This is a genomic window from Streptococcus mitis (assembly GCF_003944325.1).
GTDB classification, from domain to species: Bacteria; Bacillota; Bacilli; order Lactobacillales; family Streptococcaceae; genus Streptococcus; species Streptococcus mitis_CW.
This window is the reverse complement of sequence record NZ_RJPX01000005.1, coordinates 57,019-80,816: the sequence shown is the minus strand read 5'-3', so window position 1 is coordinate 80,816 and position 23,798 is coordinate 57,019. Positions and strand designations below refer to the sequence as shown.

The window sequence follows — 23,798 nt, the reverse complement described above, 5'->3', positions numbered from 1 at the left end:
AGTTAGGAGTTCCTAAATGGATAGCAGATAAGGTATCTGGCTGGGGTGACCACTATCAATTAGTAGCTCAGAAGTCGGTACTTAAACGTGCTATATCAAAACCAGTCCTTGAGAAACGTGGACTGGTTTCGTGTTTGGATTATTACCTTGAACGACATGCGTTAAAAGTTAGTTGAACCGCCGTATGCCGAACGGCACGTACGGTGGTGTGAGAGGGGCTAGAGATTATCCCCTACTCGATTAAACAGTTGACGATATTCTCGATTGACCCATTTTGAAACAAAGTACGTATATAGCTTCCAATATTTATCTGGAACATCTGTGGTATGGCGGGTAAGTTTTATTAAGACACTGTTTACTTTTGGTTTAGGATGAAAGCATTCCGCTGGCAGCTTAAGCAATTGCTGAATCGAGACTTGAGTGTGCAAGAGCAACCCTAGTGTTCGGTGAATATCCAAGGTACGCTTGTAGAATCCTTCTTCAACAATCAGATAGATGTCAGACGCACGGCTTTCAAAAACCACTTTTTTAATAATTTGTGTGCTTAAATGGTAAGGAATATTCCCAACAATTTTATACCTCTGTTTGTTAGGGAATTGAAACTGTAGAATATCTTGGTGAATTAAAGTGACACGAGTATTCAGTTTTAATTTTTCTGACGATAAGTTGAATAGATGACTGTCTAATTCAATAGACGTTACCTGTTTACTTATTTTAGCCAGTTTCGTCGTTAAATGCCCTTTACCTGTTCCAATTTCGTAAACGGTATCGGTTTCTTTTAAATTCAATTGTTTTATTATTTGGTTGAGTACTTTTTCACTCGTTAAAAAGTTTTGAGAATATTTTATATTTTTGTTCATGTAATCTCTCCTGAAGTGATTACATCTATAAACAAATACAGAAGTTAAACGATTTGTTTGTAATTTTAGTTATCTGTTTAAAAAGTCATAAGATTAGTCACTGGTAGGAATTAATCTAACGTATTTATTTATTTATCTGCGTAATCACTGTTTTTAGTCTGTTTCAAAACAGTAGATGTTTTATCTACATTACGCATTTGGAATACCAACATGACGAATCCCTCCTTCTTAATTACAAATTTTTAGCATCTAATTTAACTTCAATTCCTATTATACAAAATTTTAAGATAATGCACTATCAACACACTCTTAAGTTTGCTTCTAAGTCTTATTTCCATAACTTCTTTTACGTTTCCGCCATTCTTTGCTGTTTCGATTTTTATGATATGGTGCAAGTCAGCACGAACACGAACCGTCTTATCTCCCATTATATCTTTTTTTGGATATCTGTCAACTGGTATGGTTGACAGATATCCTTTTTTTGTTGTTATCACGTCCTGTTCTTTTACTGACTGTTGCTTCAAAATCTGCTTGTGTCGGTCTGTCAGTTTCGCATGGTCGAGAATGTCTTTTACAACCTGCGTCTGGTTGATTTCATCAAGTTTAATCGCAACCTTTAAGGTCGGGGCAACTTGATGAGATAGCCAGTTCAGCGTCCTTTGGAAGGAGTAAGGCTCTGGTTTTGTGGTTAGTTTTAATCGTTCACGATTGTTCCCAATAAACCAAGCCCATTCTTCATTCAGTTTCCAATCAGAACGAGGTTTGGAATCGTCTTTATCTACAAAACGGATATACCGATTGATAATTTTAAAGGCGGTATGCTCTGGATTGTCATAGACGAGTAAATCACGGACTGCATAATAGGCACGCTCATTTTTCAATCGAATCTCAAAACGGTTTTTTACTTCTGCGTCTTCAATGGGAATATCATTTTTCTTGTACTGCTCGTAGTCCTTTTCATAGATACAGAAATAAACTTCACTTTGTAATGAACCGATATAGAGGGTGTTTCCCATACATTCCTTTTCCTCTTTGCGTACCAGTTCGCCACTGCGATAGCTTTTAAAACTGCGGAAGACGGAGATACATTCTTCCTGTTGGCACTTTTCAGTGAGTACAGGGATATTTAAAATCCCTGTCTTATCGTTAATGGCAAGGTCAAGGCGTTTCATCACACCGCCAGCCACCAAAACGTCCATAAAGAACTCATACCAGCTTCTTTGTTGTGCCAGAAGATAGCTTTCAAATTGTCTGCACCCACGACCTTTCAATTCCACCAGAACTCCTTTGTCCAGTTCATGGGAGCAAAGGACGAATATGTCGCCTAAAGCATAATGCTCTGAATAAGAATAGAAACCATAGTCCTCATGAAGAAAATAGGACAGTTTCAGTTGTAAGATGTTTTCGACCACCTGCTGTACGTCTGTTGTCGGAAAGCGAATCCTTACATAATCAAACAGCATTTCAAGGGGAGCGTCGGGATTGAAGCGTTCCAGAGCTTCCCAAAGGGACTGCTGTAAATCCTCTGATGGCTTGACTTTTCCTGTTTCAATATCGCTTAGATACTGCCTTGTAATACCAGTCGCAACAGCTAAACGGTTTTGAGATAGTCCATAAGCCAAGCGTTTTTCTTTTAAATGCTGTAACCAAGTTTGTTCATTCAGTAAAAATCCCTCCAATCAAAAAGGCGTATGTCAACTTTTAAAGCCCATTTGACATACGCTGAAATTTTGTAAATCCCTTGTAACCAAAGGATTTTCTAATGTTTTTTTGACTGTTTCCTGTCGATTTGTACCCCCCTGTTAGATACGGGGGGTTAAGTGCTGGCGTGGCTATTGCCACACCAGCCAGCAAGATCAGTCCACACCTGCGACTTCCGCTTCGCACGTCGCCTGCGTGGACTGTCTGCTGTTGGATAACTTTTTAATTTCCTCCAAGAAATCATATCCTTTTGGTACAAGGGGAGTATAAAACTCTGATATGACACTTGTTCCTACATCAACATAGCCACGACCTTTGATTCGCTTTAAGAAGAAATCCTTTTGTACGTCACTGCCAAACATCATGCCATAGCCCATTTCAGACATACGACCTAAAGCCACTCTGAAATTAAACTGATCACGGATTCCGTCGCCTAAATATTTTGCGTCTGGACGTTGACAAGCCAGTATTAGAAAGAAGCCAGCTTGACGACCTAACATGACAATCTGTTTCAGCTTATTCATAACTGCGGTGTTTTCTTTTGTTCCCAGCATTTCCATGAAAGCGACGTATTCATCAAAGATTAAGAAGTGTGCCGGGAGACCTAAGTAAGCATAATTTTTGCCAGTCTTATAGTTCTTCATCTGCTTCATTTCCTCACTACGTTTCATCATTTCTTCATAGAATGTTTCAATGCAAGAAAGCAAGTCTTCTTTTCTATAGTAGACATTTGCCATCACAGAACCTAAGTCCGCAAGGTCAGCATTTTTCGGGTCAAGAATATACAGTTTTGAATCTGTATGAAGCAAGGCTTCAATCAGTGTCAGTATAAAGTAAGTTTTACCGCCACCTGTACCACCAGCAATCAACATATGAGGGAGCTTATCATATTCCCACCATACGTTTTTCATTAAGCGAAGTTTACCATCTTTAGCTTCTACTTCATCAATAGAAATACGACTGGCTATGGTGTCATAGAGCAAAGTATATTCCACATAGGAATCCTTTAACTCTTTATCCGTCAGCTCACAGTACAAGCCACTCTCTAATTTCTTTTCCAAGTGTAAGAGTTGGTCTTGATATTTTCCCAGCGTGATTTCCACCCGTATCTGTATCAAGCCATTTTTAAGTCGATAATACATTTTAGGGAAGTAGGTTATCTTTTCCTTTGTACGACCAGCACTATCTTTAAAGAAACCCTCTGTTTTGACCTGTTCAGATTCATACCACTTGTTTTCAAGTATCATCTTTGCCAGTTTTTGACGGTGGTAAAGTTGTTTAACCGTATCATAGCGAACCCGTTTGAATACAAACGCTACCAGCAAGCAGATAAGAATTGCGACACTGAAACTGATAATTAAATAGGGAATGTCAATCTTATCTGCTTGTGATAGGTTAAAATCCTGCCAGTTGATCTGCTGGATTGTCTTCACATGAAACAGTCCGACAACCAGCAGGAAAACAGGCAGGAGTGACGCTATCGTAAAATGAAAGACTAAATCTTTACCAGATGGGCGAATCCTTTTACCACGCTGTTTCATGCGAAAAAGTCTCCTTTCTACCTAGCGACTATTTGTCTTGTGTCGGTTCTTTCTTTGCTTGTGGTTGAGCTTTGAATGAACTAGAATCCTTTGTCAGCACAATATCGTCTGCCTTGATATACCAGTCAACATCTGCTCCTTGATAGGTGGCAGTAGCAACGGTGTCCGCAATGGGATTGATAAGTTCCACCCGTGCGTTATAATCAAACTCTTTCAAAGGCACGCTGGCAGGAATACTTACTTGAATCATGCGTCCTTGTCCTTTGGATTTTAAGTCATAGGTACGTTCCTTGATTTCATCTGAAACCGACCCGTCTTCATTTTGGATTCTCACTTCACGACGTAGAGCAGAGAATTTCAATTCTCCAAAAGTCGTGTCTTTATCTAATACAATGCCATTTGCTAATCTCATCATTTTTCCTCTCTTTCTTTATTCTTTTATCATGTCGTCAGCATGTAAAAGGTAATTTGTAAAACCACGAGTGCCGATTTTGTAGCCCTCTGCGGTAATACGTGGATTGACTAACTTCACACGTTCCTCAAAGCCGAAATGTTTTTCGCCAGCTTCAGCAGGAAGCACCACCACAATATCATCTGCTCTTTGAACATCAGAATAGAGATTATAGCTTCTTGATAAGACAGTTAGCCGTCCGTTGATTCTTCGCTGAACGACTTTATCCTCGCCAGCAAATTCTAAATTGCCGAATGTTTTTTCCATGTTGGGAATCACAAATTTAAGTTCCATATTTTTACCTATCCTTTCTTTTTTATTGGCTGAATGAATGTTTGATGGTCTTAAAGAGTGGGGAACGACCTTTTGATTCTTGATTTTTTGTTTTCATAAGTTCACTTCCTTTCAAAATCGGGTAAAAAAATAGACACCTCATTTTTTGAAGTGTCTACCTATTAAATATTCAAATTTTATTGGAAGTATCTTTATATCTTCACTTTTCAAGGATAAATCGTCGTATCAAAGCTCATTCATAAGTAGTAAATTAGTAGTAAATTGAGTGGTTTTGACCTTGATAAAGTGTGATAAGTCCAGTTTTTATGCGGATAACTAGATTTTTATGCTATTTTTATATAAAAAATTATATTGAAACTATAGTTTAAATGTCGAAAAAATTAAATATCTATTATGGTATGATAAGGGAAAGAATAGCTAACAAAGCTGGCTTGTTATACTAGTATAACAAGGATTGACTTACCACTCAATCCTATTCTATCAGCCATCAAAGGAGAAAATGATGAAAAAACTGAAAACCCTCACAACCTCAACAGCTATTGCGCTTGCGTCTGTTGGTGTGCCTGCATTTGCTCAGGAAGCAACTACTACAACAGCAGTTGATACAACTGCTGTCAACGAACCAGCTCTTGTTTCAAAACCTGTAGCTGATACAAAACCAGAAGTGAAGAAATCTTCTGATATCAAACCTGCTCTTGATTCTCAAGCGTCTACTGTTAAGCAAGTTGAAGCTGAAAGCCAAACAGCAAAAGCTGAAGCTACTTCTGCTAACCAAACTGTCACAACTACCGAAACTGCTTTGACAAGCGCTAAAGAAGACTTAAAGTCAGCTGAAGCTGTTAAAGCAAATGCTACAGAAGAAAATATCACTGCTACAAAAGCTAAACAAGACGCCAATGTAAAAGCTCAAGAAGCCAATCAAAAAGCAACTGAAGTGTCTACTGAAGCGATTAAAGCGCAAACTGAGACTGTAGCAACTGAAACAGCTAACGTTGCAAGTGCAACAAGTAAGAAAGCTGAAGCGGATAAAACAGTAACCGCTAAAGAAGCGAATGTAAAATCAGCTGAAGACGCGCTAAATGGTTCAGGACTTGGTGAAGCTAAAGCCTCTCTTGCCCAAGCTGAAAAAGATATTGAACAAGCGAATGCGAATATCTCAAGCGCAACAAAAGCTGTCGAAACCGCTAAGAAAGCAGATAGCAACCGCGCAGATGCCATCAAACAAGCTGAAAACAATGTGAATGTCAAAAATGATGCCTTGAAATTAGCTAAAGAAATGATGGACGCCGACCAAAATAAAGTTGATTCTATCCAAACAAAAGCAGATGCTACAGCGTCTAAAGAAAAAGAAGCTCAAACTGCGTTGGATGTGGAAAAAGCTAAATTAAATAAATCTGAAGGAATGAGCATTCCAAATCCAACATTCACTATTCCGTCAAATGTGTATAATGGATTTTCAGCAGATGTATTGAAATCAGCTGGTGTTTCTTCAAATGTTGTTACATTTGGACAACTATTAAAATTAGAAAAAGCTAACAAAAACAATGCAATTAAAAATGATTTAGATGATTTGATTCTCAATTCTGCAGCTGATATTGTTAAACAATCAAATTCTAATGTCAAATATGATAAAACTGATTTAAATCGTCCAGTTGATATTGACAATTTAACAGATGCTCAAAAACTTGAAATCTCAGAATTTTATGTTAATGGATTAAAACAAATCAGAAATGCATTTAAAAATTCATTTAATGTACAATCAGAAACAGCAACAACTAAAGAAGCTGTCGCTTTAGCTTCAAGACAAGTTGACAAATATGAAAAACGTGGATTAGACCCGATTGTTCATGGTCACGTAGCAAATGCTGTTGAAAATATTGGACCTACACGTTCAAATATTTCAAATATGTATGAACTAAAACAAGCTGTTTATAATGAATTAGTTGGTTCAACATATCTTGACAAATTCACAACAGCTGATGAAAATTACCCATGGGGACACCTTTATGCAAACCTAAACTTTGCAAAATATGTTGGTATTGACGTAGCTAATATCAATGGTCGTCATTACATGATTACAGCATTTTCAAATGAAGGAACTCCAGTTTCTAAGTCAAAGGAACTTGCCCAACTTGAAGCAAAACTAGCTGAAGCACAAAAACAAAACAGTCAAGCTCAAACTGCTCTTAGAAACGCTGAAACATCACTTGCAAAATCTGTAAGAAAATATGCAGATGCACTCGCAGCTAGTGCGCAAGCTGAGAAAGAATTGGCAAGCAAAACAAATAGTCCACTTCAAACAGAAGTCGCTGAAAAGAACTTGCAATTAGCAAACCTTGCTTTGAAAAATGCACAAGAACGTAAAGCAAATGCTGAAAAAGCTGTTGAAAACTTCTCAAGAAGCCAAGCGGAAAAACAAACTGCTCTTGAAACAGCTAAAGCTGAACTTGCTACAGCCAAAACGGCTCAAAAAGGTGCTGAAACTGCTCTTACAAATGCGCAAGCAAAATTGCAAGCAGAAGAAAACAAGTTGACTGCTCTTCAAGCTGAACAAGCGAAACTACATGAAGAAAAAGACAAATTGGTGTCAGATGCAAAAGCAATTGCAACAGAATTGAGTGCTTATCTAAACGCAGATAAGAATCTTGCAGATGCGCAAGCAAAAGTAGCTGATTTGGAAGCAAAACTAACTCAAGCAAAATCTACTGCAAAATTGGCACAAGATAAATTAGACGCAGTTACAGCTAAATTGAAAGCTGAACAAGCTAAATTAGCTGAAATTCAAGAAGAGTTTGATAAGTTGGTTAAGGCTGAAAGAAAGGACTATTACAATTTATCAGATTGGTATCTGGAGTATCTTGCAGGGAAACAAGCGGATAAGAAAACAGATACAGAACTCAAGAAAGTAGAAGACTCAAAAGCTTCACAAGCTGGTAACTGGATTGAGTCAGCTGGTCGCTGGTGGTACAAACATGCTGACGGTTCATATACAACCAACGGTTGGGAACAAATTAAGGGTACATGGTACTACTTTGACCACGCAGGTTGGATGCAAACTGGCTGGGTCAAGACTGGTGGTACATGGTATTACTTGAATGAAACAGGTTCACTGGCTACAGGTTGGGTTAAAGATAATGGCTCATGGTACTATCTTGACAAGTCAGGTGCTATGAAAACAGGCTGGTTTACAGTTTCTGGTAAATGGTACTACGCCTACAGTTCAGGAGCTTTGGCAGTAAACACCACTACACCAGATGGCTATACAGTCAATACCAATGGTGAGTGGGTAGGATAGGGATGAGGTGCTGTGGTGGTCATTTAATTTTAAATACATCACAGAAAACTCATCAATATATGAAAAATAGAGATTCTATTCTCAGTTTTTGATTTCTTATTTTATTAAAACGGTAAAAGTATAGGGTGTAAATAAATTATAAGTTTAAATGATTGACTTAAGATGAGGAAAAAATAGCATGGTAAAAAAGAAGAAAGCTGAATTTAAGGTTGTTGTAAAGGGGAATTTTGTTTCAGATGATTTTAAGAAAGAAATTGAATATCATCAAAAAGCTTCAGGGGAGATGTGTAAGGATGTCTTGGAGTATAGAAACCAAACTTTAATTCTTTCAGGGAATAGAACGAATCGGATAGACCTTGAAGATGACTTTTTTACAGTTAAGAGTAATTACTATCGTGGTATTGTAAAAGGACTTTTATATATTTATTTTACTGGAGAAATTTTGAGTATTGACTCTATCACATTTATAACTGACGAGGAGAAAGACATCCCTTTTGAACAAAGAAACTTATTTGCTAAGGAAGATAGAGAACATTCTATTAGCACTGAATTATTAGATAAAATGTTTCTTTATAATGAGCAGGGAGATGTGTTGACACGTATCCTAATGAATATTGTTCTTGCTAAAGCGAATAAAGAAAGAAAGTTAGAAAATATTTGGCGTGCATTTAATGCTCTATATGATTGGAAATGTGTTACAAATAAATCGGAAAAGGAACGAATAAATGCTATTCTAGCTTATATTAAAGATGCAGATAATTTTCATTTTAAGAAAACTATAAAAGAAATTAAAAAAATTATTGCAGATAGACAGCAGTTCAGTAGACAGGCACGTGTATTTATTGAAGGAATTAATTTTTCAGATAGGAACTATAGCGGTGATTTAGATAGATTTAAAGAGAGATATATAAACTTACAATATTCTGATCCCATATTACGTAAAAAAATTAAAGAGATGTTTAAATATTATATTGAAAGTCATAGTGAAGATTTTGATAAAGGGACAAAAAAATTGTATGAGAATTTAAAGAAAGAATGGAATAATCAGTCTGAAATAGCTACTCCTACAGATTTCATCAAATATTTTGTTTGGTTTGTCTATCATTTTAGAAATAAAGATTTTCATGGAGAATATTGGCCAACAAATTTTTTAATTGAAAATATTCCACATAAAGAACTGAATGATTATGCGGATTCTCTGGAATTATTAGTTATTGATCTGATAACTTATAAAGGATTTTTAGATTAATTTTCATTTCTATTTTTATAACCTATACTATAGTTACAAAATAATATTATCATTTAAATTTCATGAGTATAAAATTAATTTGATTCATGTTTAGAAGTAAAAAACCTCAAGAACTAGGGTTGAAAACTGGTTCTTGAGGTTTTTAGGTTATTCGATTTAGAGTGATTCTCAACTATCAAACTGGACTTCTTCTAGTAGATAGTCGATGAAGCGTTCGCCCATCTTAGACAGGCTAGTTTTTTCATGCTGGATATAGACCAGCTCAATCGGGTCGTCAATATCCAATGGGATGGAAACGATGTTGTCTCCGTTAAGATTACTGTTCAAAATCCCTGTCGCAATGGTGTAACCATCCAAACCAATCAAGAGATTAAAAAGGGTGGCACGATCACTAACTACGATGGATTTCTTGTGGTGTTCTTGTGAAAGGATTTCCTCTGAAAAGTAGAAGGAGTTGTGTGTCCCTTGGTCATAGCTGAGGTAAGGGAAGTTTTCCAAATCAGACAGTTTCACCTTGTCTTTCTTTGCCAGAGGGTTGGTCTTGCTGACAAAGATATGGGGTTGGGCTGTGAAAAGATGGTGAGCCAGCAGGTGGTTGTCATCTAGCATTTTGGTTAAAACATCACGGTTGTAGCTGTTCAAAAAGAGGACACCGACCTCACTACGGAAGTTCTTGACGTCGTCGATAATCTCCCAAGTCCGTGTTTCACGAAGGAAGAGCTCGTATTTTTCCATGTCGCTTTTCTTAAGTAGCGATACAAAGGCATTGACCACAAAGGCATAGTGCTGGGAGGAAACGCTAAAGAGTTCACGGTGGGCGACAGGATTTTTATAGCGTTCTTCCAGAAGCTGGGTCTGCTCGACAACCTGACGGGCATAGGAGAGAAACTCCATGCCATCACGAGTTAAGGTAATACCCTTTGGATTGCGGATAAAGATTTCAATGCCCATTTCATTTTCCAAATCTCTCACAGCGTTGGAAAGACTAGGCTGAGTGATAAAGAGTTGCTTGGCTGCCTCATTCATGGAGCCAGTTTCGACGATTTTGATAATATAATGTAATTGTTGAATTCTCATGTTTTTATTGTACCACACTTGCGTCAGAATCGCCAAAGAAGATAGGAAAATCAGGAGCATTGTGTAAGTCTCTTCTTGAAAAAAACTCAAAATTTTGCTAGAATGAAACTTATGAAAACATTCTATGATGTGCAGCAATTCCTCAAACGATTTGGTATTATTGTTTACATGGGAAAACGCTTATATGATATTGAATTGATGAAGCTGGAACTCTCGCGTATTTACGATGCAGGGTTGATGGACAAATTAGACTATCTAGAAGCAGAAGCGGTTCTTCGCAGAGAGCACAAGGTAGAATTGGATTATATTGAGAAAAATGGAGAAATGAACTAATGGTTACTTGGATTTTGTGGGCACTTATACTAGCAATGTTGGCGTGGATGGGCTTTAACTATCTGCGTATTCGACGTGCGGCTAAAATCGTAGACAATGAGGAGTTTGAAGCCTTGATTCGTACGGGTCAATTGATTGATTTGCGCGACCCAGCAGAATTCCACAGAAAGCATATCCTTGGAGCCCGCAATATTCCTTCAAGTCAGTTGAAGACTAGTCTTGCAGCCCTTCGTAAAGATAAACCTGTCCTTCTTTACGAAAACCAACGTGCGCAACGTGTCACAAATGCGGCCCTTTACTTGAAAAAACAAGGTTTTTCTGAGATTTATATCCTTTCTTATGGTTTGGATTCTTGGAAAGGGAAAGTCAAAGTTGAGAAATAAGAAAACGAGCTTGGATATTTTCCGAGCTCATTTTTTAACCACTTTTTCTGAGAAAGTCACGAATGATTAGCAACTCTTCTGAGTTTAGGGGGCGATAGTCTCCTTCTTTTAGATGATCATCCAAACTCCAAGGCCCAAAATGAGTACGTTTGAGAGAGGTGACTTTGACACCAACTGAGAGGAACATTTTCTTGACTTGATGAAATTTTCCTTCTGAAATGGTGATAGAGGCTTGACTGAGGGAAGGACTTGCAGCTAGAATCTCTAGCCTTGCAGGTTTACAGATAGTACCATCTAAAAAGACAATTCCCTTTTGAAAGGATTGAATATGGTCAGGTGTCAGGAGGCCATTAACTTCAACTTGGTAGGTCTTATCGACATGATACTGAGGATGGAGGAGTTGAAAGCCCAAGGGGCCATTGTCGGTCAAGAGTAGAAGGCCTGTCGTATCTCTGTCCAGTCGACCGACGGCATAGAGCTTGTCAGACTGAATATCAGGTGGAAGCAGATCCATGACGGTTGGAAGTTTCTTGTCTTTGTTGGCTGTAACGACACCAGCAGGTTTATGAAGCATGAGATAGGTATGTTCATAACCTTGAATGATTCGACCCTGAAAAAGGAGTTCTTGTAGCCCTGTATCGATATTCTGGGCTAGTGAGCGGGCTGGGCAACCATCGACTAGGATTTCCCCTTTGAGAAGCGCTTGCTTCATGGCCTTTCGGCTAACTTTTTCTTGGGCTAATAAATTATCTAAACGCATACTCTGCCTATCTTATCATAAGTCGCTTGCTTTGAAAAGGCTTGACGTGAAAAGAAAAGCAGAGTGAAAACATTTACACTTGCTTGAATTATGTTATTTACTTGAAAATATGGTATAATCGTTCAGTTAGAAAATAAATTTTGAATACTATAGAGGAAATCATGACAAAATTAAGAGAAGATATCCGTAACATTGCGATTATCGCCCACGTTGACCACGGTAAAACAACCCTCGTTGATGAATTATTGAAACAATCAGAAACGCTTGATGCACGTACTGAATTGGCAGAGCGTGCTATGGACTCAAACGACATCGAAAAAGAGCGTGGAATCACCATCCTTGCTAAAAATACAGCTGTTGCTTACAACGGAACTCGTATCAACATCATGGACACACCAGGACACGCGGACTTCGGTGGAGAAGTTGAGCGTATCATGAAAATGGTTGACGGTGTTGTCTTGGTCGTAGATGCCTACGAAGGAACCATGCCACAGACTCGTTTCGTATTGAAAAAAGCCTTGGAACAAGACCTTGTCCCAATCGTGGTTGTTAACAAAATCGATAAACCATCAGCTCGTCCAGCAGAAGTAGTGGACGAAGTCTTGGAACTTTTCATCGAGCTTGGTGCAGATGATGACCAGCTTGATTTCCCAGTGGTGTATGCTTCAGCTATCAACGGAACTTCTTCATTGTCAGACGATCCAGCTGATCAAGAAACTACGATGGCACCAATCTTTGACACAATTATTGACCATATCCCAGCTCCAGTAGATAACTCAGATGAGCCTTTGCAGTTCCAAGTCTCACTTTTGGACTACAATGACTTCGTAGGTCGTATCGGTATCGGTCGTGTCTTCCGTGGTACTGTTAAGGTTGGGGACCAAGTTACCCTTTCTAAACTAGATGGTACAACTAAAAACTTCCGTGTTACAAAACTCTTCGGTTTCTTTGGTTTGGAACGTCGTGAAATCCAAGAAGCTAAAGCAGGTGACTTGATTGCCGTTTCAGGTATGGAAGATATCTTTGTCGGTGAAACCATTACTCCGACAGACGCAGTTGAAGCTCTTCCAATCCTACACATCGATGAGCCAACTCTTCAAATGACTTTCTTGGTCAACAACTCACCATTTGCTGGTAAAGAAGGTAAATGGGTGACTTCTCGTAAGGTAGAAGAACGCTTGCAAGCAGAATTGCAAACAGACGTTTCCCTTCGTGTTGACCCAACTGATTCACCAGATAAATGGACAGTTTCAGGTCGTGGAGAATTGCACTTGTCAATCCTTATCGAAACAATGCGTCGTGAGGGATATGAACTTCAAGTATCTCGTCCAGAAGTTATCGTAAAAGAAATCGACGGTGTTAAATGTGAGCCATTTGAACGTGTTCAAATCGACACTCCAGAAGAATACCAAGGGTCTGTTATCCAAAGCCTTTCTGAACGTAAGGGTGAAATGTTGGATATGATTTCAACTGGTAATGGTCAAACTCGTTTGGTCTTCCTTGTTCCAGCGCGTGGTTTGATTGGATACTCAACTGAGTTCTTGTCAATGACTCGTGGTTACGGTATCATGAACCATACCTTCGACCAATACTTGCCATTGATTCCAGGGGAAATTGGTGGTCGTCACCGTGGTGCCCTTGTTTCTATCGATGCTGGTAAGGCTACAACTTACTCAATCATGTCTATCGAAGAACGTGGTACAATCTTTGTTAACCCAGGTACTGAGGTTTATGAAGGAATGATCATCGGTGAAAACTCTCGTGAAAATGACTTGACAGTTAACATCACTAAGGCAAAACAAATGACCAACGTCCGTTCAGCTACTAAGGACCAAACAGCTGTTATCAAGACACCTCGTATCTTGACACTTGAAGAGTCTCTTGAGTTCTTGAATGATGATGAGTACATGGAAGTAACGCCTGAGTCTATCCGTTTGCGTAAACAAATCCTTAACAAAGCAGAGCGTGAGAAAGCTAACAAGAAGAAAAAATCAGCTGAATAAGAGCTAGAAAGAGATAGAGATGGTTTATTTAATCATAGGAATCCTCTTATTACTACTCTATGTATTTGCGACACCAGAAAGCATTAAAGGGACAGTCAATATCGTCCTTGTCGTCTTTGCTTTCGTAGCACTTTTGATTTTGCTGATGTTGTCAGTTCTGCAAATCTTTCAGCTACCGACAGAATTTTTTATCGCAATCGCCATGCTCTTCCTAGCATACTTTAGCTTGCGAGATATTACCCTCATGTCGGTCCATAAAAGTAAAAGAAGATAAAAAGAGAGTTTCGGCTCTCTTTTTTGCTAGGAATTTTACAGTAGTTTGAATTGCTTTTTAGTTAACATCATCTCTTTTTCTCGGATTATATGAATGGAAAAAACTGGAATAAAATTTGTTAATGACATCTATTTTTAAAGAAACTATAAAATTTTATTACTAATGATATCTTAGTGTAATATGTTGACAGGTTATATAGAAAGTGATATATTTATGGTATAAGAAATCGATTTCAAAATAAGAAAGGATTAAATTTATACTCAATGAAAATCAAAGAGCAAACTAGGAAGCTAGCCGCAGGTTGCTCAAAGCACTGCTTTGAGGTTGTAGATAAGACTGACGAAGTCAGTTACATATATCTACGGCAAGGCGACGTTGACGCGGTTTGAAGAGATTTTTGAAGAGTATTGTTGTCTTGGTGCTCAGGGTGTGATGGATTAAACTAGGAAAATAATTCTAAGAATTTATAAAATGTAAAATTTTTTTCTATAGAGTTATTCTCTTTTATAAGGAGTCTACTATGAAGAAACTATTCATATTATTATCAACTTTTTTTCTCAGCTTCTTCCTTGCTTGGATTATTGTCTTACGTGCGCCACAATATTTATATGCAAGCTATGATTCCGTTACTTTACTTCGTGTCAAAAAAGATACTCAGGAACCGACGCGTGAGGTATTTGAACAGGAATTGGAGAATTTTGCAAACTCCGAACAGAGTTTAATAGCTAGAAGAATTGTAGAGCCGAGTAAGGATGGGACGACTCACTTTACTTATGCAGCTTATGGTCAGGGAACATTACCAAAACAATTCCAAGAAGCTAGCCAAGAAAGTCGTGAACGTAGTGATCCACTAAATAGTTATCTCCTTTTGTCAGGCTCCCTGACGAAAGAAAAGCTTGCCGAAAAATTAGGAGATTTGGGTTATAAAGCAATTGCTGACCGAAAGACACCGCCCTATTTTCTTGCTTTTCAAATATTACTAAATCCCCTTATTTTAATTAGTTTAGCAATATTTGGCTTATCTTTCTTTGCTTTAGTGATTATCACTCGGATTAAGGAAATGAGAGTAGCAGGTATAAAACTCTTTTCTGGTCAGACTCTCTTATCCATCATGGGGCATTCTTTATCTACTGATATTAAGTGGCTCCTTCTATCAGCCCTCCTTTCCTTCCTAGGTGGGGGAGTCGTTCTTTTTAGTCAAGGTTTGTTTTATCCTATCTTGTTAGCCACCTATGGTTTTGGGATTAGTTTCTATCTGTTGTTTTTATTGACGATTTCAATTTTACTAATGCTTCTTTATCTAATGAGTTTGAGTTACAAAGCATTAGTTCCCGTTATTAAGGGAAGATTACCCCTTAAACGCTTGATGGCTTTAACCCTATTGTGTCAGTTAGTAGCTGTTTTTACAGTAGGCTACGCTGTTAAGACAGGTTTGACGTCTTACCAACGATTGAAAGAACTTGAAATTTCAAAACAAGCATGGCAGGATAGAGCAGACTATTATCAAATTTCTTTTGGCTTAGGTGATAGAGTAAAAGATACAGAAAATCAGAATAAGTGGTATGCCTTTGCCAAGGAAGCAATCGAAGAAGAACAGGCTCTATTTGTAAAAGATAATCTCATTCATTTTGCCAATCCACAAGGAAAAAATGAACAAGGAAAAAATGAACAAGGAGAGACACTGGATACCTATAGTCCAGATGCTAATACGCTCTATGTTAGTCCCAGTTATTTGGACAAGGAAAAGGTCGTGGTAGATGCTGAGACCAAACAGAAGTTAGCCCATCTCCAAAAAGGTGAGTTTATCCTCTTGCTCCCAGAACATTTGCGCTCTCGAGAAGCAGAACTTAAGAAAGCTTTTGAAGAAAGATTGAGTGATTATGGAAAATCTGGTGAGGAGGCAAGTGCTCCTTTAGAGTATGAAATGAGAGCGATTGTTAGTTATCTTCCAACTGGAGAAAAGCGATTTGTTTATAATAACGGTGAAAGTCCAGTATCCATCCAGTACTTAACTGATCCGATTTTAGTTGTATTTACTCCAACATCTACAGGTGATAGTATCATTTCCAAATATAGTTGGTCTATCAAAGCTGGTAAGAATATCTTTGTCAAAGGATATGAAGATGGGATTAAACTCTTGAAGAAAGCTGGAATTTATGAGCAAGTATCCTATCTTAAAGAAAGAAGAAGTGTTTATCTAACTCGTTATAATGAAGTTCAAACTGAAACAGTAACTTTAATCTTAGGAGCTATTGTTGGGATAGCTAGTTCCTTGTTACTCTTTTATTCTGTCAATCTTCTATATTTCGAGCAATTCCGCCGAGATATCTTGATTAAACGAATTTCAGGTTTACGATTTTTTGAAACACATGCTCAGTATATGGTTAGTCAATTTGCCAGTTTTGTATTTGGTGCTAGTCTCTTTATTTTAAGCAGTCGAGACTTGGTGATTGGCTTGCTCACTTTATTAGTCTTTCTAGCTAGTGCAGTTCTGACGCTTTACCGTCAAGCGCAGAAAGAATCTCGTGTTTCTATGACAATTATGAAAGGAAAATAGGATGATTGAACTAAAGAATATATCTAAAAAATTTGGAAGCCGTCAGCTATTTTCAGATACCAATCTTCATTTTGAAGGTGGGAAAATTTATGCCTTAATTGGTACAAGTGGCTGTGGTAAGACAACACTCTTGAATATGATTGGACGATTAGAGCCATATGACAAAGGACAAATCATCTATGATGGTACTTCTCTTAAGGACATCAAGCCTTCTGTTTTCTTTAGAGATTACTTGGGATACTTATTTCAAGATTTTGGCTTAATTGAAAGCCAAACCGTCAAAGAAAATCTCAATCTGGGTTTAGTTGGTAAAAAGTTGAAAGAAAAAGAGAAAATCTCTTTGATGAAACAAGCTCTAAACCGTGTTAACCTCTCTTATTTAGATTTGAAGCAACCTATCTTTGAATTATCAGGAGGAGAAGCACAACGTGTTGCACTAGCGAAGATAATTTTAAAGGATCCACCTTTGATTCTCGCAGATGAACCAACCGCTTCACTAGACCCCAAAAACTCTGAGGAATTACTTTCCATCCTAGAATCTTTAAAAAATCCGAATCGAACTATTATTATTGCGACCCACAATCCTCTGATTTGGGAGCAAGTGGACCAAGTCATTCGAGTTACCGATTTATCACATAGATGATATGGCAAGATTCATACTCAATGAAAATCAAAAAGCAAACTAGGAAGCTAGCCGCAGGCTGCTCAAAGCACTGCTTTGAGGTTGTAGATAAAACTGACGAAGTCAGCTCAAAACACTGTTTTGAGGTTGTGGATAGAACTGACGAAGTCAGTTACATATATATACGGCAAGGCGAAGCTGACGTGGTTTGAAGAGATTTTCGAAGAGTATCAGTTAGAAGAAAGAGTCACAAACACACTTTGTGGCTTTTTTATTTCCATAAAAATGGTAAAATAGTAGGAGTAGAAATGGAGTTCGAGACATGAAAGTAATAGATCAATTTAAAAATAAGAAAGTCCTTGTTTTAGGTTTGGCCAAGTCTGGTGAATCTGCAGCTCGTTTGTTGGACAAGCTAGGTGCTATTGTAACGGTAAATGATGGGAAACCTTTTGAGGACAATCCCGCTGCTCAAAGTTTGCTGGAAGAAGGGATCAAGGTTATCACAGGTGGCCATCCTTTGGAACTTTTGGATGAAGAGTTCGCCCTTATGGTGAAAAATCCAGGTATCCCCTACAGCAATCCCATGATTGAAAAGGCTTTGGCAAAGGGTATTCCAGTCTTGACTGAGGTGGAATTGGCTTATTTGATTTCTGAAGCACCGATTGTTGGTATTACTGGTTCAAATGGAAAAACAACCACAACGACCATGATCGGGGAAGTTTTGACTGCTGCTGGTCAACATGGTCTCTTATCAGGGAATATTGGCTATCCAGCCAGTCAAGTGGCCCAAACAGCGACAGACAAGGACACGCTTGTTATGGAACTTTCTTCTTTCCAATTGATGGGCGTTCAAGAATTCCATCCTGAGATTGCAGTTATTACCAACCTCATGCCAACTCATATCGATTATCATGGGTCATTTGAGGAATATGTAGCAGCCAAGTGGAATATCCAAAACAAGATGACAGCGGCTGATTTCCTTGTCTTGAACTTTAACCAAGACTTGGCAAAAGAATTGGCAAGAAAAACACAAGCTACCCTTGTACCATTCTCAACACAGGAAAAGGTTGATGGAGCTTATATGGAAGATGGTCAACTTTACTTCCGTGGGGAAGTGGTCATGGCAGCGAATGAAATCGGAGTTCCAGGTAGCCACAATGTGGAAAATGCCCTTGCGACTATTGCAGTAGCCAAGCTCCGTGGTGTAGACAACCAAACTATTAAAGAAACTCTTTCAGCCTTTGGTGGTGTCAAACACCGTCTCCAATTTGTGGATGAAATCAAGGGTGTTAAGTTCTATAATGATAGCAAGTCAACCAATATCTTGGCTACTCAAAAAGCCTTGTCAGGATTTGACAACAGCAAGGTCATCTTGATTGCAGGTGGTTTGGACCGTGGGAATGAGTTTGACGAATTGGTTCCAGACATTACTGGACTCAAGAAGATGGTCATCCTGGGTCAGTCTGCAGAGCGTGTCAAACGGGCAGCAGACAAGGCTGGTGTCGCTTATGTGGATGCGACTGATATTGCTGATGCGACCCGCAAGGCTTATGAGCTTGCGACTCAAGGAGACGTGGTTCTTCTCAGTCCTGCCAATGCCAGCTGGGATATGTATGCTAACTTTGAAGTACGTGGCGACCTCTTTATCGACACAGTAGCGGAGTTAAAAGAATAATATGAAAAAAATTGTCTTTACAGGTGGGGGGACGGTTGGACACGTTACCCTCAACCTTTTGTTAATGCCCGAGTTCATCGAAGATGGATGGGAAGTCCACTATATCGGGGACAAGCGTGGGATTGAACACCAAGAAATCCTCAAGTCGGGTTTAGATGTCACCTTCCATTCCATTGCGACTGGCAAATTGCGTCGTTATTTCTCTTGGCAAAATATGCTGGACGTCTTTAAAGTTGGTTGGGGAATTGTCCAATCGCTCTTTATCATGTTGCGACTTCGTCCACAGGCCCTTTTTTCAAAGGGGGGCTTTGTCTCTGTACCGCCTGTTATCGCTGCGCGTGTGTCAGGAGTGCCAGTCTTTATTCACGAATCTGACCTGTCTATGGGCTTGGCCAATAAAATCGCTTATAAATTTGCGACTAAGATGTATTCAACCTTTGAGCAAGCTTCAAGTTTGGTTAAGGTTGAGCATGTGGGAGCAGTGACCAAGGTTTCAGATCAAAAAAATCCAGAACCCGATGAATTGGTGGATATTCAAACCCACTTTAATCCCCAATTGCCAACAGTGCTGTTTGTCGGCGGTTCAGCAGGAGCTCGTGTCTTTAACCAATTGGTGACAGACCATAAGAAAGAGCTGACAGAGCGCTACAATATTATCAATCTAACTGGAGATTCTAGTCTGAACGAGTTGAGCCAAAATCTTTTTCGTGTTGACTATGTGACCAATCTCTATCAACCCTTGATGGAATTGGCTGATATTGTTGTGACACGCGGTGGTGCCAATACGATTTTTGAGCTCTTGGCCATGGCAAAATTACATGTTATTGTGCCACTAGGTCGTGAAGCTAGTCGTGGTGACCAGATTGAAAATGCAGCTTACTTTGTAAAAAAAGGCTATGCAGAAGAGCTTCAAGAAAGCGATTTGACCTTGGATAGTTTGGAAGAGAAGCTTTCTCACTTACTAAGCCACAAGGAAGATTATCAAGCCAAGATGAAGGCTTCTAAGGAATTGAAATCTCTAGCAGATTTTTATCAATTGTTGAAAAAAGATTTATCATAAGGAAAGTAAATGTCAAAAGATAAGAAAAATGAGGGCAAAGAAATCCTCGAAGAATTGAAAGAGTTATCAGAATGGCAGAAACGAAACCAAGAATATCTAAAAAAGAAGGCTGAGGAAGAGGCGGCCATAGCTGAGGAGAAAGAAAAGGAAAGACAAGCTCGAATGGGAGAAGAATCTGAGAAGTCAGAGGACAAACAGGACCAGGAGAGTGAATCTAATCCAAAGGACCCAGAATCAGCTAAGGAAGATGCTAAAGAAAAAGCAGAAGATTCAGAAGAGATCAAAAAAGAAGTATCCAAAGAGAAATCAGAATCTACAGAGAAGGAGAACCAGGATAAAAAGCTTGCTAAAAAGGCTACAAAAGAAAAACCAGCCAAAGCAAAGATTCCTGCAATCCATATCTTGCGGGCTTTAACGATTTTATTTCCAAGTCTGCTTTTATTGATTGTCTCTGCCTACCTACTCAGTCCTTATGCGACCATGAAGGATATTCGTGTTGAGGGAACGGTGCAAACTACGGATGATGATATTCGACAGGCTTCAGGCATTCAGGATTCGGATTATACGATTAACCTTCTGCTAGATAAGGCAAAATATGAAGAGCAGATTAAGTCTAATTATTGGGTTGAATCAGCTCAGCTTGTTTATCAATTTCCAATCATGTTTACTATCAAGGTTAAGGAATATAATATTGTGGCCTACTATGTTTCTGGTGAAAATCATTATCCTATTCTTTCAAGTGGTCAGCTTGAGACTAGTTCTGTGAGCCTGGTCAGTTTACCAGAAACTTATTTGTCAGTTCTCTTTAATGATAGCGAACAAATCAAAACCTTTACGTCAGAACTTGCTCAAATTAGCCCAGAACTAAAGGCGGCTATCCAGAAGGTGGAACTAGCCCCAAGCAAGGTGACTTCAGATTTAATTCGATTGACCATGAATGATTCGGACGAGGTCTTGGTTCCCCTGTCTGAAATGAGTAAGAAATTACCATATTACAGTAAGATTAAGCCTCAATTGTCAGAACCAAGTGTGGTCGATATGGAAGCTGGAATTTACAGTTACACTGTAGCGGATAAATTAATCATGGAGGCTGAGGAGAAAGCCAAACAAGAGGCTAAGGAAGCTGAGAAGAAACAGAAAGAGGAAGAGAAGAAAAGGCTAGAAGAACAGCAGAAAAAATTGGAAGAAGATAAGAAAAAGCTGGAGGAAGAGAGCAATCGAAATCAAATAAGTCAGCGTTCATCACGCCGCTAGGTTTAGCTTTCCTTCTATAACTCTTTAGTTGCCATGTTTTTACTTGACAAGTGCTAGTAGAAATAATAGAATAATAGAAAACCTTTAAAGCAGTCCAGAGAGGCAGCTAAGGTTAGACGGTGAAAGGGTGGAGACTACCCATTTTTCGTGGAACCTTGCTGTTGGCAGGTTCCTTTTTTCGTGGCTTCTGTTAGTCAGACTCTCTCACTAGTAAAGGTAAAAGGAGAAACCTATGCGAGAACATCGTCCAGTCATTGCTCTTGATTTTCCTAGTTTTGAGGCGGTCAAGGAATTTTTAGCTCTTTTCCCAGCAGAAGAAAGCCTTTATCTCAAGGTAGGGATGGAGCTTTATTACGCAACGGGGCCTGAGATTGTGTCCTACTTGAAAGGCCTGGGTCACAGTGTCTTTTTGGATCTCAAGCTGCATGACATTCCCAATACAGTAAAATCAGCCATGAAGGTTCTGTCTCAGCTTGGTGTGGATATGACTAATGTTCATGCTGCTGGCGGTGTAGAGATGATGAAGGCTGCGCGTGAAGGTCTTGGAAGTCAAGCCAAATTGATTGCTGTCACTCAGTTGACCTCAACGTCGGAAGCCCAGATGCAGGAGTTTCAAAATATTCAAACCAGCCTGCAAGAGTCTGTCATTCACTATGCTAAGAAGACAGCTCAAGCTGGCTTGGATGGTGTCGTTTGCTCAGCTCAGGAAGTGGAACTCATCAAGCAGGCTACCAAACCAGATTTTATCTGTTTAACGCCAGGAATTCGTCCACAGGGAGCTGCGGTTGGAGACCAAAAACGCGTGATGACGCCAGCGGATGCCTATCAAATCGGTAGTGACTATATCGTGGTGGGACGTCCCATTACCCAAGCTGAGGATCCTGTTGCAGCTTATCATGCCATCAAGGATGAATGGACACAGGACTGGAATTAAAGAACTAGATTATAAAAATAAAAGGAGAATACCATGACACTTGCTAAAGATATCGCTAGCCACCTATTGAAAATTCAAGCCGTTTACCTCAAACCAGAGGAGCCTTTCACTTGGGCATCTGGTATCAAGTCACCGATTTACACTGATAATCGTGTGACACTAGCCTATCCAGAAACTCGTACTCTCATTGAAAATGGCTTTGTGGAAGCTATCAAAGAAGCCTTTCCTGAGGTAGAAGTCATTGCAGGAACTGCAACGGCAGGGATTCCTCATGGAGCTATCATTGCTGATAAGATGGACTTGCCATTTGCCTACATCCGTAGCAAACCAAAAGACCACGGAGCTGGTAACCAAATCGAAGGCCGCGTAGCTCAGGGTCAAAAAATGGTAGTGGTTGAAGACCTTATTTCAACAGGTGGTTCTGTTCTTGAAGCAGTAGCAGCAGCTAAACGCGAAGGAGCAGATGTGCTTGGAGTTGTAGCGATTTTCAGCTACCAATTGCCAAAAGCAGATAAGAATTTCTCAGATGCAGGTGTCAAACTTGTGACGCTTTCTAACTACAGTGAACTCATTCACCTAGCCCAAGAAGAAGGTTACATTACGCCAGAAGGACTTGATCTCCTAAAACGCTTTAAAGAAGACCAAGAGAATTGGCAAGAAGGTTAGGTCAGTAAGATAAAGAGAGACGAGTCTGGGACAAAAATCAACCTTAAATATAAAAAACGAACAAAACGAGTTATCTAACAATCAGAATTCTGTTTTGTTCGCTTTTTTGTATAATCTATCGATTTTTAAAATTTATAATAAAGAATTTCTAAAATTAAAATCTTTTTGTCCCAGACTCTTTTAACCATTTTGTTTAAAATATGACAATATTTTAAACAAAATAATTGACAACGCTTTCTTTTTTGGTTATAATAAAATTATAATATATGTTAAATCAATCAACTATCTTGTTTATCACTTCTTAGGAGGACGATGTCATGAAAAGAAGAAAAATATATTCCCTTTTTTGCGTAGTTACAATTGCAGCTAGTTTGTTTCTCCCTACAGTCTTAGCTAGATAGATTGGAGATTATGATTTAACGTTGCCAAGTTGGGGTTCGGATACAACTAGTGAGCTTGAGAAAGAAAACGCCTCTGCTGGAATTAATAATAATGACAGTACTGGTGGCGGTAAAACATTAAATACCTCTATTCGTAGCGCCTATAGTGGGTCAGATATTACCCCGGTATATTCATTGGGGTCTGGCTCTAGGATTGTTATGTACTATAATGGAGGTGGTGATAATTATATTGGTTCTGATACTAGATTAGCTATGGCGCCACAATTTGGAAATTATGTAAGAATTCATACTTCAGGTTCTTGGAGTCCAGATTCTTATTAACTTACTTGTCAGAGTAAGCCTTAAAGATGGTTGATTGTGGGTGTAGCATGAAAAAAGAATGCTACACCCTATTCTTATTATAAGGAG

The 23,798-nt window shown here is 38.9% G+C and carries 22 protein-coding genes and 3 pseudogenes; 15 read left to right on the top strand and 10 right to left on the bottom strand.

Translation table 11 applies throughout. The annotated features are described in order from the left end of the window. Window positions 1-176: pseudogene (locus D8787_RS11395) on the top strand (group II intron reverse transcriptase/maturase); the annotation flags it as partial. Between the two features lie 60 nt (window positions 177-236). Here the strand turns inward: D8787_RS11395 and erm are convergent. The 8 genes and pseudogenes from erm to D8787_RS03080 all read right to left on the bottom strand — a co-directional run. Beyond that, window positions 237-860: pseudogene (gene erm, locus D8787_RS03110) on the bottom strand (23S ribosomal RNA methyltransferase Erm); the annotation flags it as partial. A gap of 128 nt (window positions 861-988) precedes the next feature. Then, window positions 989-1,072 (bottom strand): 23S rRNA methyltransferase attenuation leader peptide, encoded by an 84-nt coding sequence (locus tag D8787_RS03105; protein WP_001814874.1) that lies wholly within the window; start codon window positions 1,070-1,072, stop codon window positions 989-991. 48 nt (window positions 1,073-1,120) lie between these two features. Next, window positions 1,121-1,288 carry an MLS leader peptide gene (locus D8787_RS11815; protein WP_000502600.1) on the bottom strand — a complete coding sequence of 56 codons (168 nt, stop codon included), beginning with the start codon at window positions 1,286-1,288 and terminating at the stop codon, window positions 1,121-1,123. 48 nt (window positions 1,289-1,336) lie between these two features. Beyond that, window positions 1,337-2,539, bottom strand: a pseudogene (gene mobT, locus D8787_RS03100) (MobT family relaxase); the annotation flags it as partial. 22 nt (window positions 2,540-2,561) lie between these two features. Further along, window positions 2,562-2,714 (bottom strand): hypothetical protein, encoded by a 153-nt coding sequence (locus tag D8787_RS03095; protein WP_000879507.1) that lies wholly within the window; start codon window positions 2,712-2,714, stop codon window positions 2,562-2,564. A gap of 2 nt (window positions 2,715-2,716) precedes the next feature. Next, entirely contained in the window at window positions 2,717-4,102 is a 1,386-nt protein-coding gene (locus D8787_RS03090) for an FtsK/SpoIIIE domain-containing protein (RefSeq protein WP_000813488.1), read from the bottom strand. 28 nt (window positions 4,103-4,130) lie between these two features. Then, a complete protein-coding gene (locus tag D8787_RS03085; protein ID WP_000985015.1) occupies window positions 4,131-4,517 on the bottom strand; it encodes a YdcP family protein in 387 nt (128 codons plus the stop codon). Window positions 4,518-4,532: 15 nt separating this feature from the next. Further along, entirely contained in the window at window positions 4,533-4,847 is a 315-nt protein-coding gene (locus D8787_RS03080; RefSeq protein WP_000420682.1) for a YdcP family protein, read from the bottom strand. Window positions 4,848-5,349: 502 nt separating this feature from the next. Here D8787_RS03080 and D8787_RS12035 point away from each other — a divergent pair. After that, window positions 5,350-8,142: an SEC10/PgrA surface exclusion domain-containing protein gene (locus D8787_RS12035; RefSeq protein ID WP_312023279.1), complete on the top strand. Its 2,793-nt coding sequence runs from the start codon at window positions 5,350-5,352 to the stop codon at window positions 8,140-8,142. 178 nt (window positions 8,143-8,320) lie between these two features. Further along, window positions 8,321-9,391, top strand: a complete 1,071-nt coding sequence (locus tag D8787_RS03065; protein WP_102210664.1) for a hypothetical protein — start codon at window positions 8,321-8,323, stop codon at window positions 9,389-9,391. 168 nt (window positions 9,392-9,559) lie between these two features. Here D8787_RS03065 and D8787_RS03060 read toward each other — a convergent pair whose 3' ends face one another. Then, window positions 9,560-10,468, bottom strand: coding sequence for a LysR family transcriptional regulator (locus D8787_RS03060; protein WP_001222592.1), 909 nt, complete (start codon window positions 10,466-10,468; stop codon window positions 9,560-9,562). 102 nt (window positions 10,469-10,570) lie between these two features. On the opposite strand from D8787_RS03060, the gene D8787_RS03055 reads away from it, so the two are divergent. Both D8787_RS03055 and D8787_RS03050 read left to right on the top strand, forming a co-directional pair. After that, window positions 10,571-10,801, top strand: a complete 231-nt coding sequence (locus D8787_RS03055) for a YqgQ family protein (RefSeq protein WP_185776731.1) — start codon at window positions 10,571-10,573, stop codon at window positions 10,799-10,801. Next, window positions 10,801-11,184, top strand: coding sequence for a rhodanese-like domain-containing protein (locus tag D8787_RS03050; RefSeq protein ID WP_000259257.1), 384 nt, complete (start codon window positions 10,801-10,803; stop codon window positions 11,182-11,184). The genes D8787_RS03055 and D8787_RS03050 overlap by 1 nt, the downstream gene beginning before the upstream one ends. Window positions 11,185-11,218: 34 nt before the next feature. Here the strand turns inward: D8787_RS03050 and D8787_RS03045 are convergent, their stop codons facing one another. Continuing rightward, entirely contained in the window at window positions 11,219-11,944 is a 726-nt protein-coding gene (locus D8787_RS03045; protein WP_125420690.1) for a 16S rRNA pseudouridine(516) synthase, read from the bottom strand. A gap of 161 nt (window positions 11,945-12,105) precedes the next feature. Here D8787_RS03045 and typA point away from each other — a divergent pair, with 161 nt between their 5' ends. The 10 genes from typA (at window position 12,106) to D8787_RS11675 (ending at window position 23,711) form a co-directional block, all read left to right on the top strand. Then, window positions 12,106-13,947: a translational GTPase TypA gene (gene typA / locus D8787_RS03040; RefSeq protein ID WP_000164122.1), complete on the top strand. Its 1,842-nt coding sequence runs from the start codon at window positions 12,106-12,108 to the stop codon at window positions 13,945-13,947. Window positions 13,948-13,966: 19 nt separating this feature from the next. Then, window positions 13,967-14,221: a DUF3165 family protein gene (locus tag D8787_RS03035; protein ID WP_000262657.1), complete on the top strand. Its 255-nt coding sequence runs from the start codon at window positions 13,967-13,969 to the stop codon at window positions 14,219-14,221. Between the two features lie 520 nt (window positions 14,222-14,741). After that, entirely contained in the window at window positions 14,742-16,778 is a 2,037-nt protein-coding gene (locus tag D8787_RS03030) for a bacteriocin-associated integral membrane family protein (protein WP_125420688.1), read from the top strand. 1 nt (window position 16,779) lies between these two features. Beyond that, entirely contained in the window at window positions 16,780-17,421 is a 642-nt protein-coding gene (locus D8787_RS03025; RefSeq protein ID WP_000571283.1) for an ABC transporter ATP-binding protein, read from the top strand. Between the two features lie 301 nt (window positions 17,422-17,722). Beyond that, a complete protein-coding gene (gene murD, locus D8787_RS03020; RefSeq protein WP_125420686.1) occupies window positions 17,723-19,075 on the top strand; it encodes a UDP-N-acetylmuramoyl-L-alanine--D-glutamate ligase in 1,353 nt (450 codons plus the stop codon). Window position 19,076: 1 nt separating this feature from the next. Further along, window positions 19,077-20,135 carry a UDP-N-acetylglucosamine--N-acetylmuramyl-(pentapeptide) pyrophosphoryl-undecaprenol N-acetylglucosamine transferase gene (locus D8787_RS03015; protein WP_125420684.1) on the top strand — a complete coding sequence of 353 codons (1,059 nt, stop codon included), beginning with the start codon at window positions 19,077-19,079 and terminating at the stop codon, window positions 20,133-20,135. 9 nt (window positions 20,136-20,144) lie between these two features. Further along, on the top strand, window positions 20,145-21,389 hold the full coding sequence (locus D8787_RS03010) for a cell division protein FtsQ/DivIB (protein WP_125420682.1): 1,245 nt from the start codon (window positions 20,145-20,147) through the stop codon (window positions 21,387-21,389). 232 nt (window positions 21,390-21,621) lie between these two features. Then, window positions 21,622-22,323 carry an orotidine-5'-phosphate decarboxylase gene (gene pyrF, locus D8787_RS03005; RefSeq protein WP_125420679.1) on the top strand — a complete coding sequence of 234 codons (702 nt, stop codon included), beginning with the start codon at window positions 21,622-21,624 and terminating at the stop codon, window positions 22,321-22,323. A gap of 33 nt (window positions 22,324-22,356) precedes the next feature. Beyond that, a complete protein-coding gene (gene pyrE / locus D8787_RS03000) occupies window positions 22,357-22,989 on the top strand; it encodes an orotate phosphoribosyltransferase (RefSeq protein WP_125420677.1) in 633 nt (210 codons plus the stop codon). 422 nt (window positions 22,990-23,411) lie between these two features. Continuing rightward, entirely contained in the window at window positions 23,412-23,711 is a 300-nt protein-coding gene (locus D8787_RS11675) for a hypothetical protein (protein WP_125420675.1), read from the top strand. Window positions 23,712-23,798 lie beyond the last annotated feature (87 nt).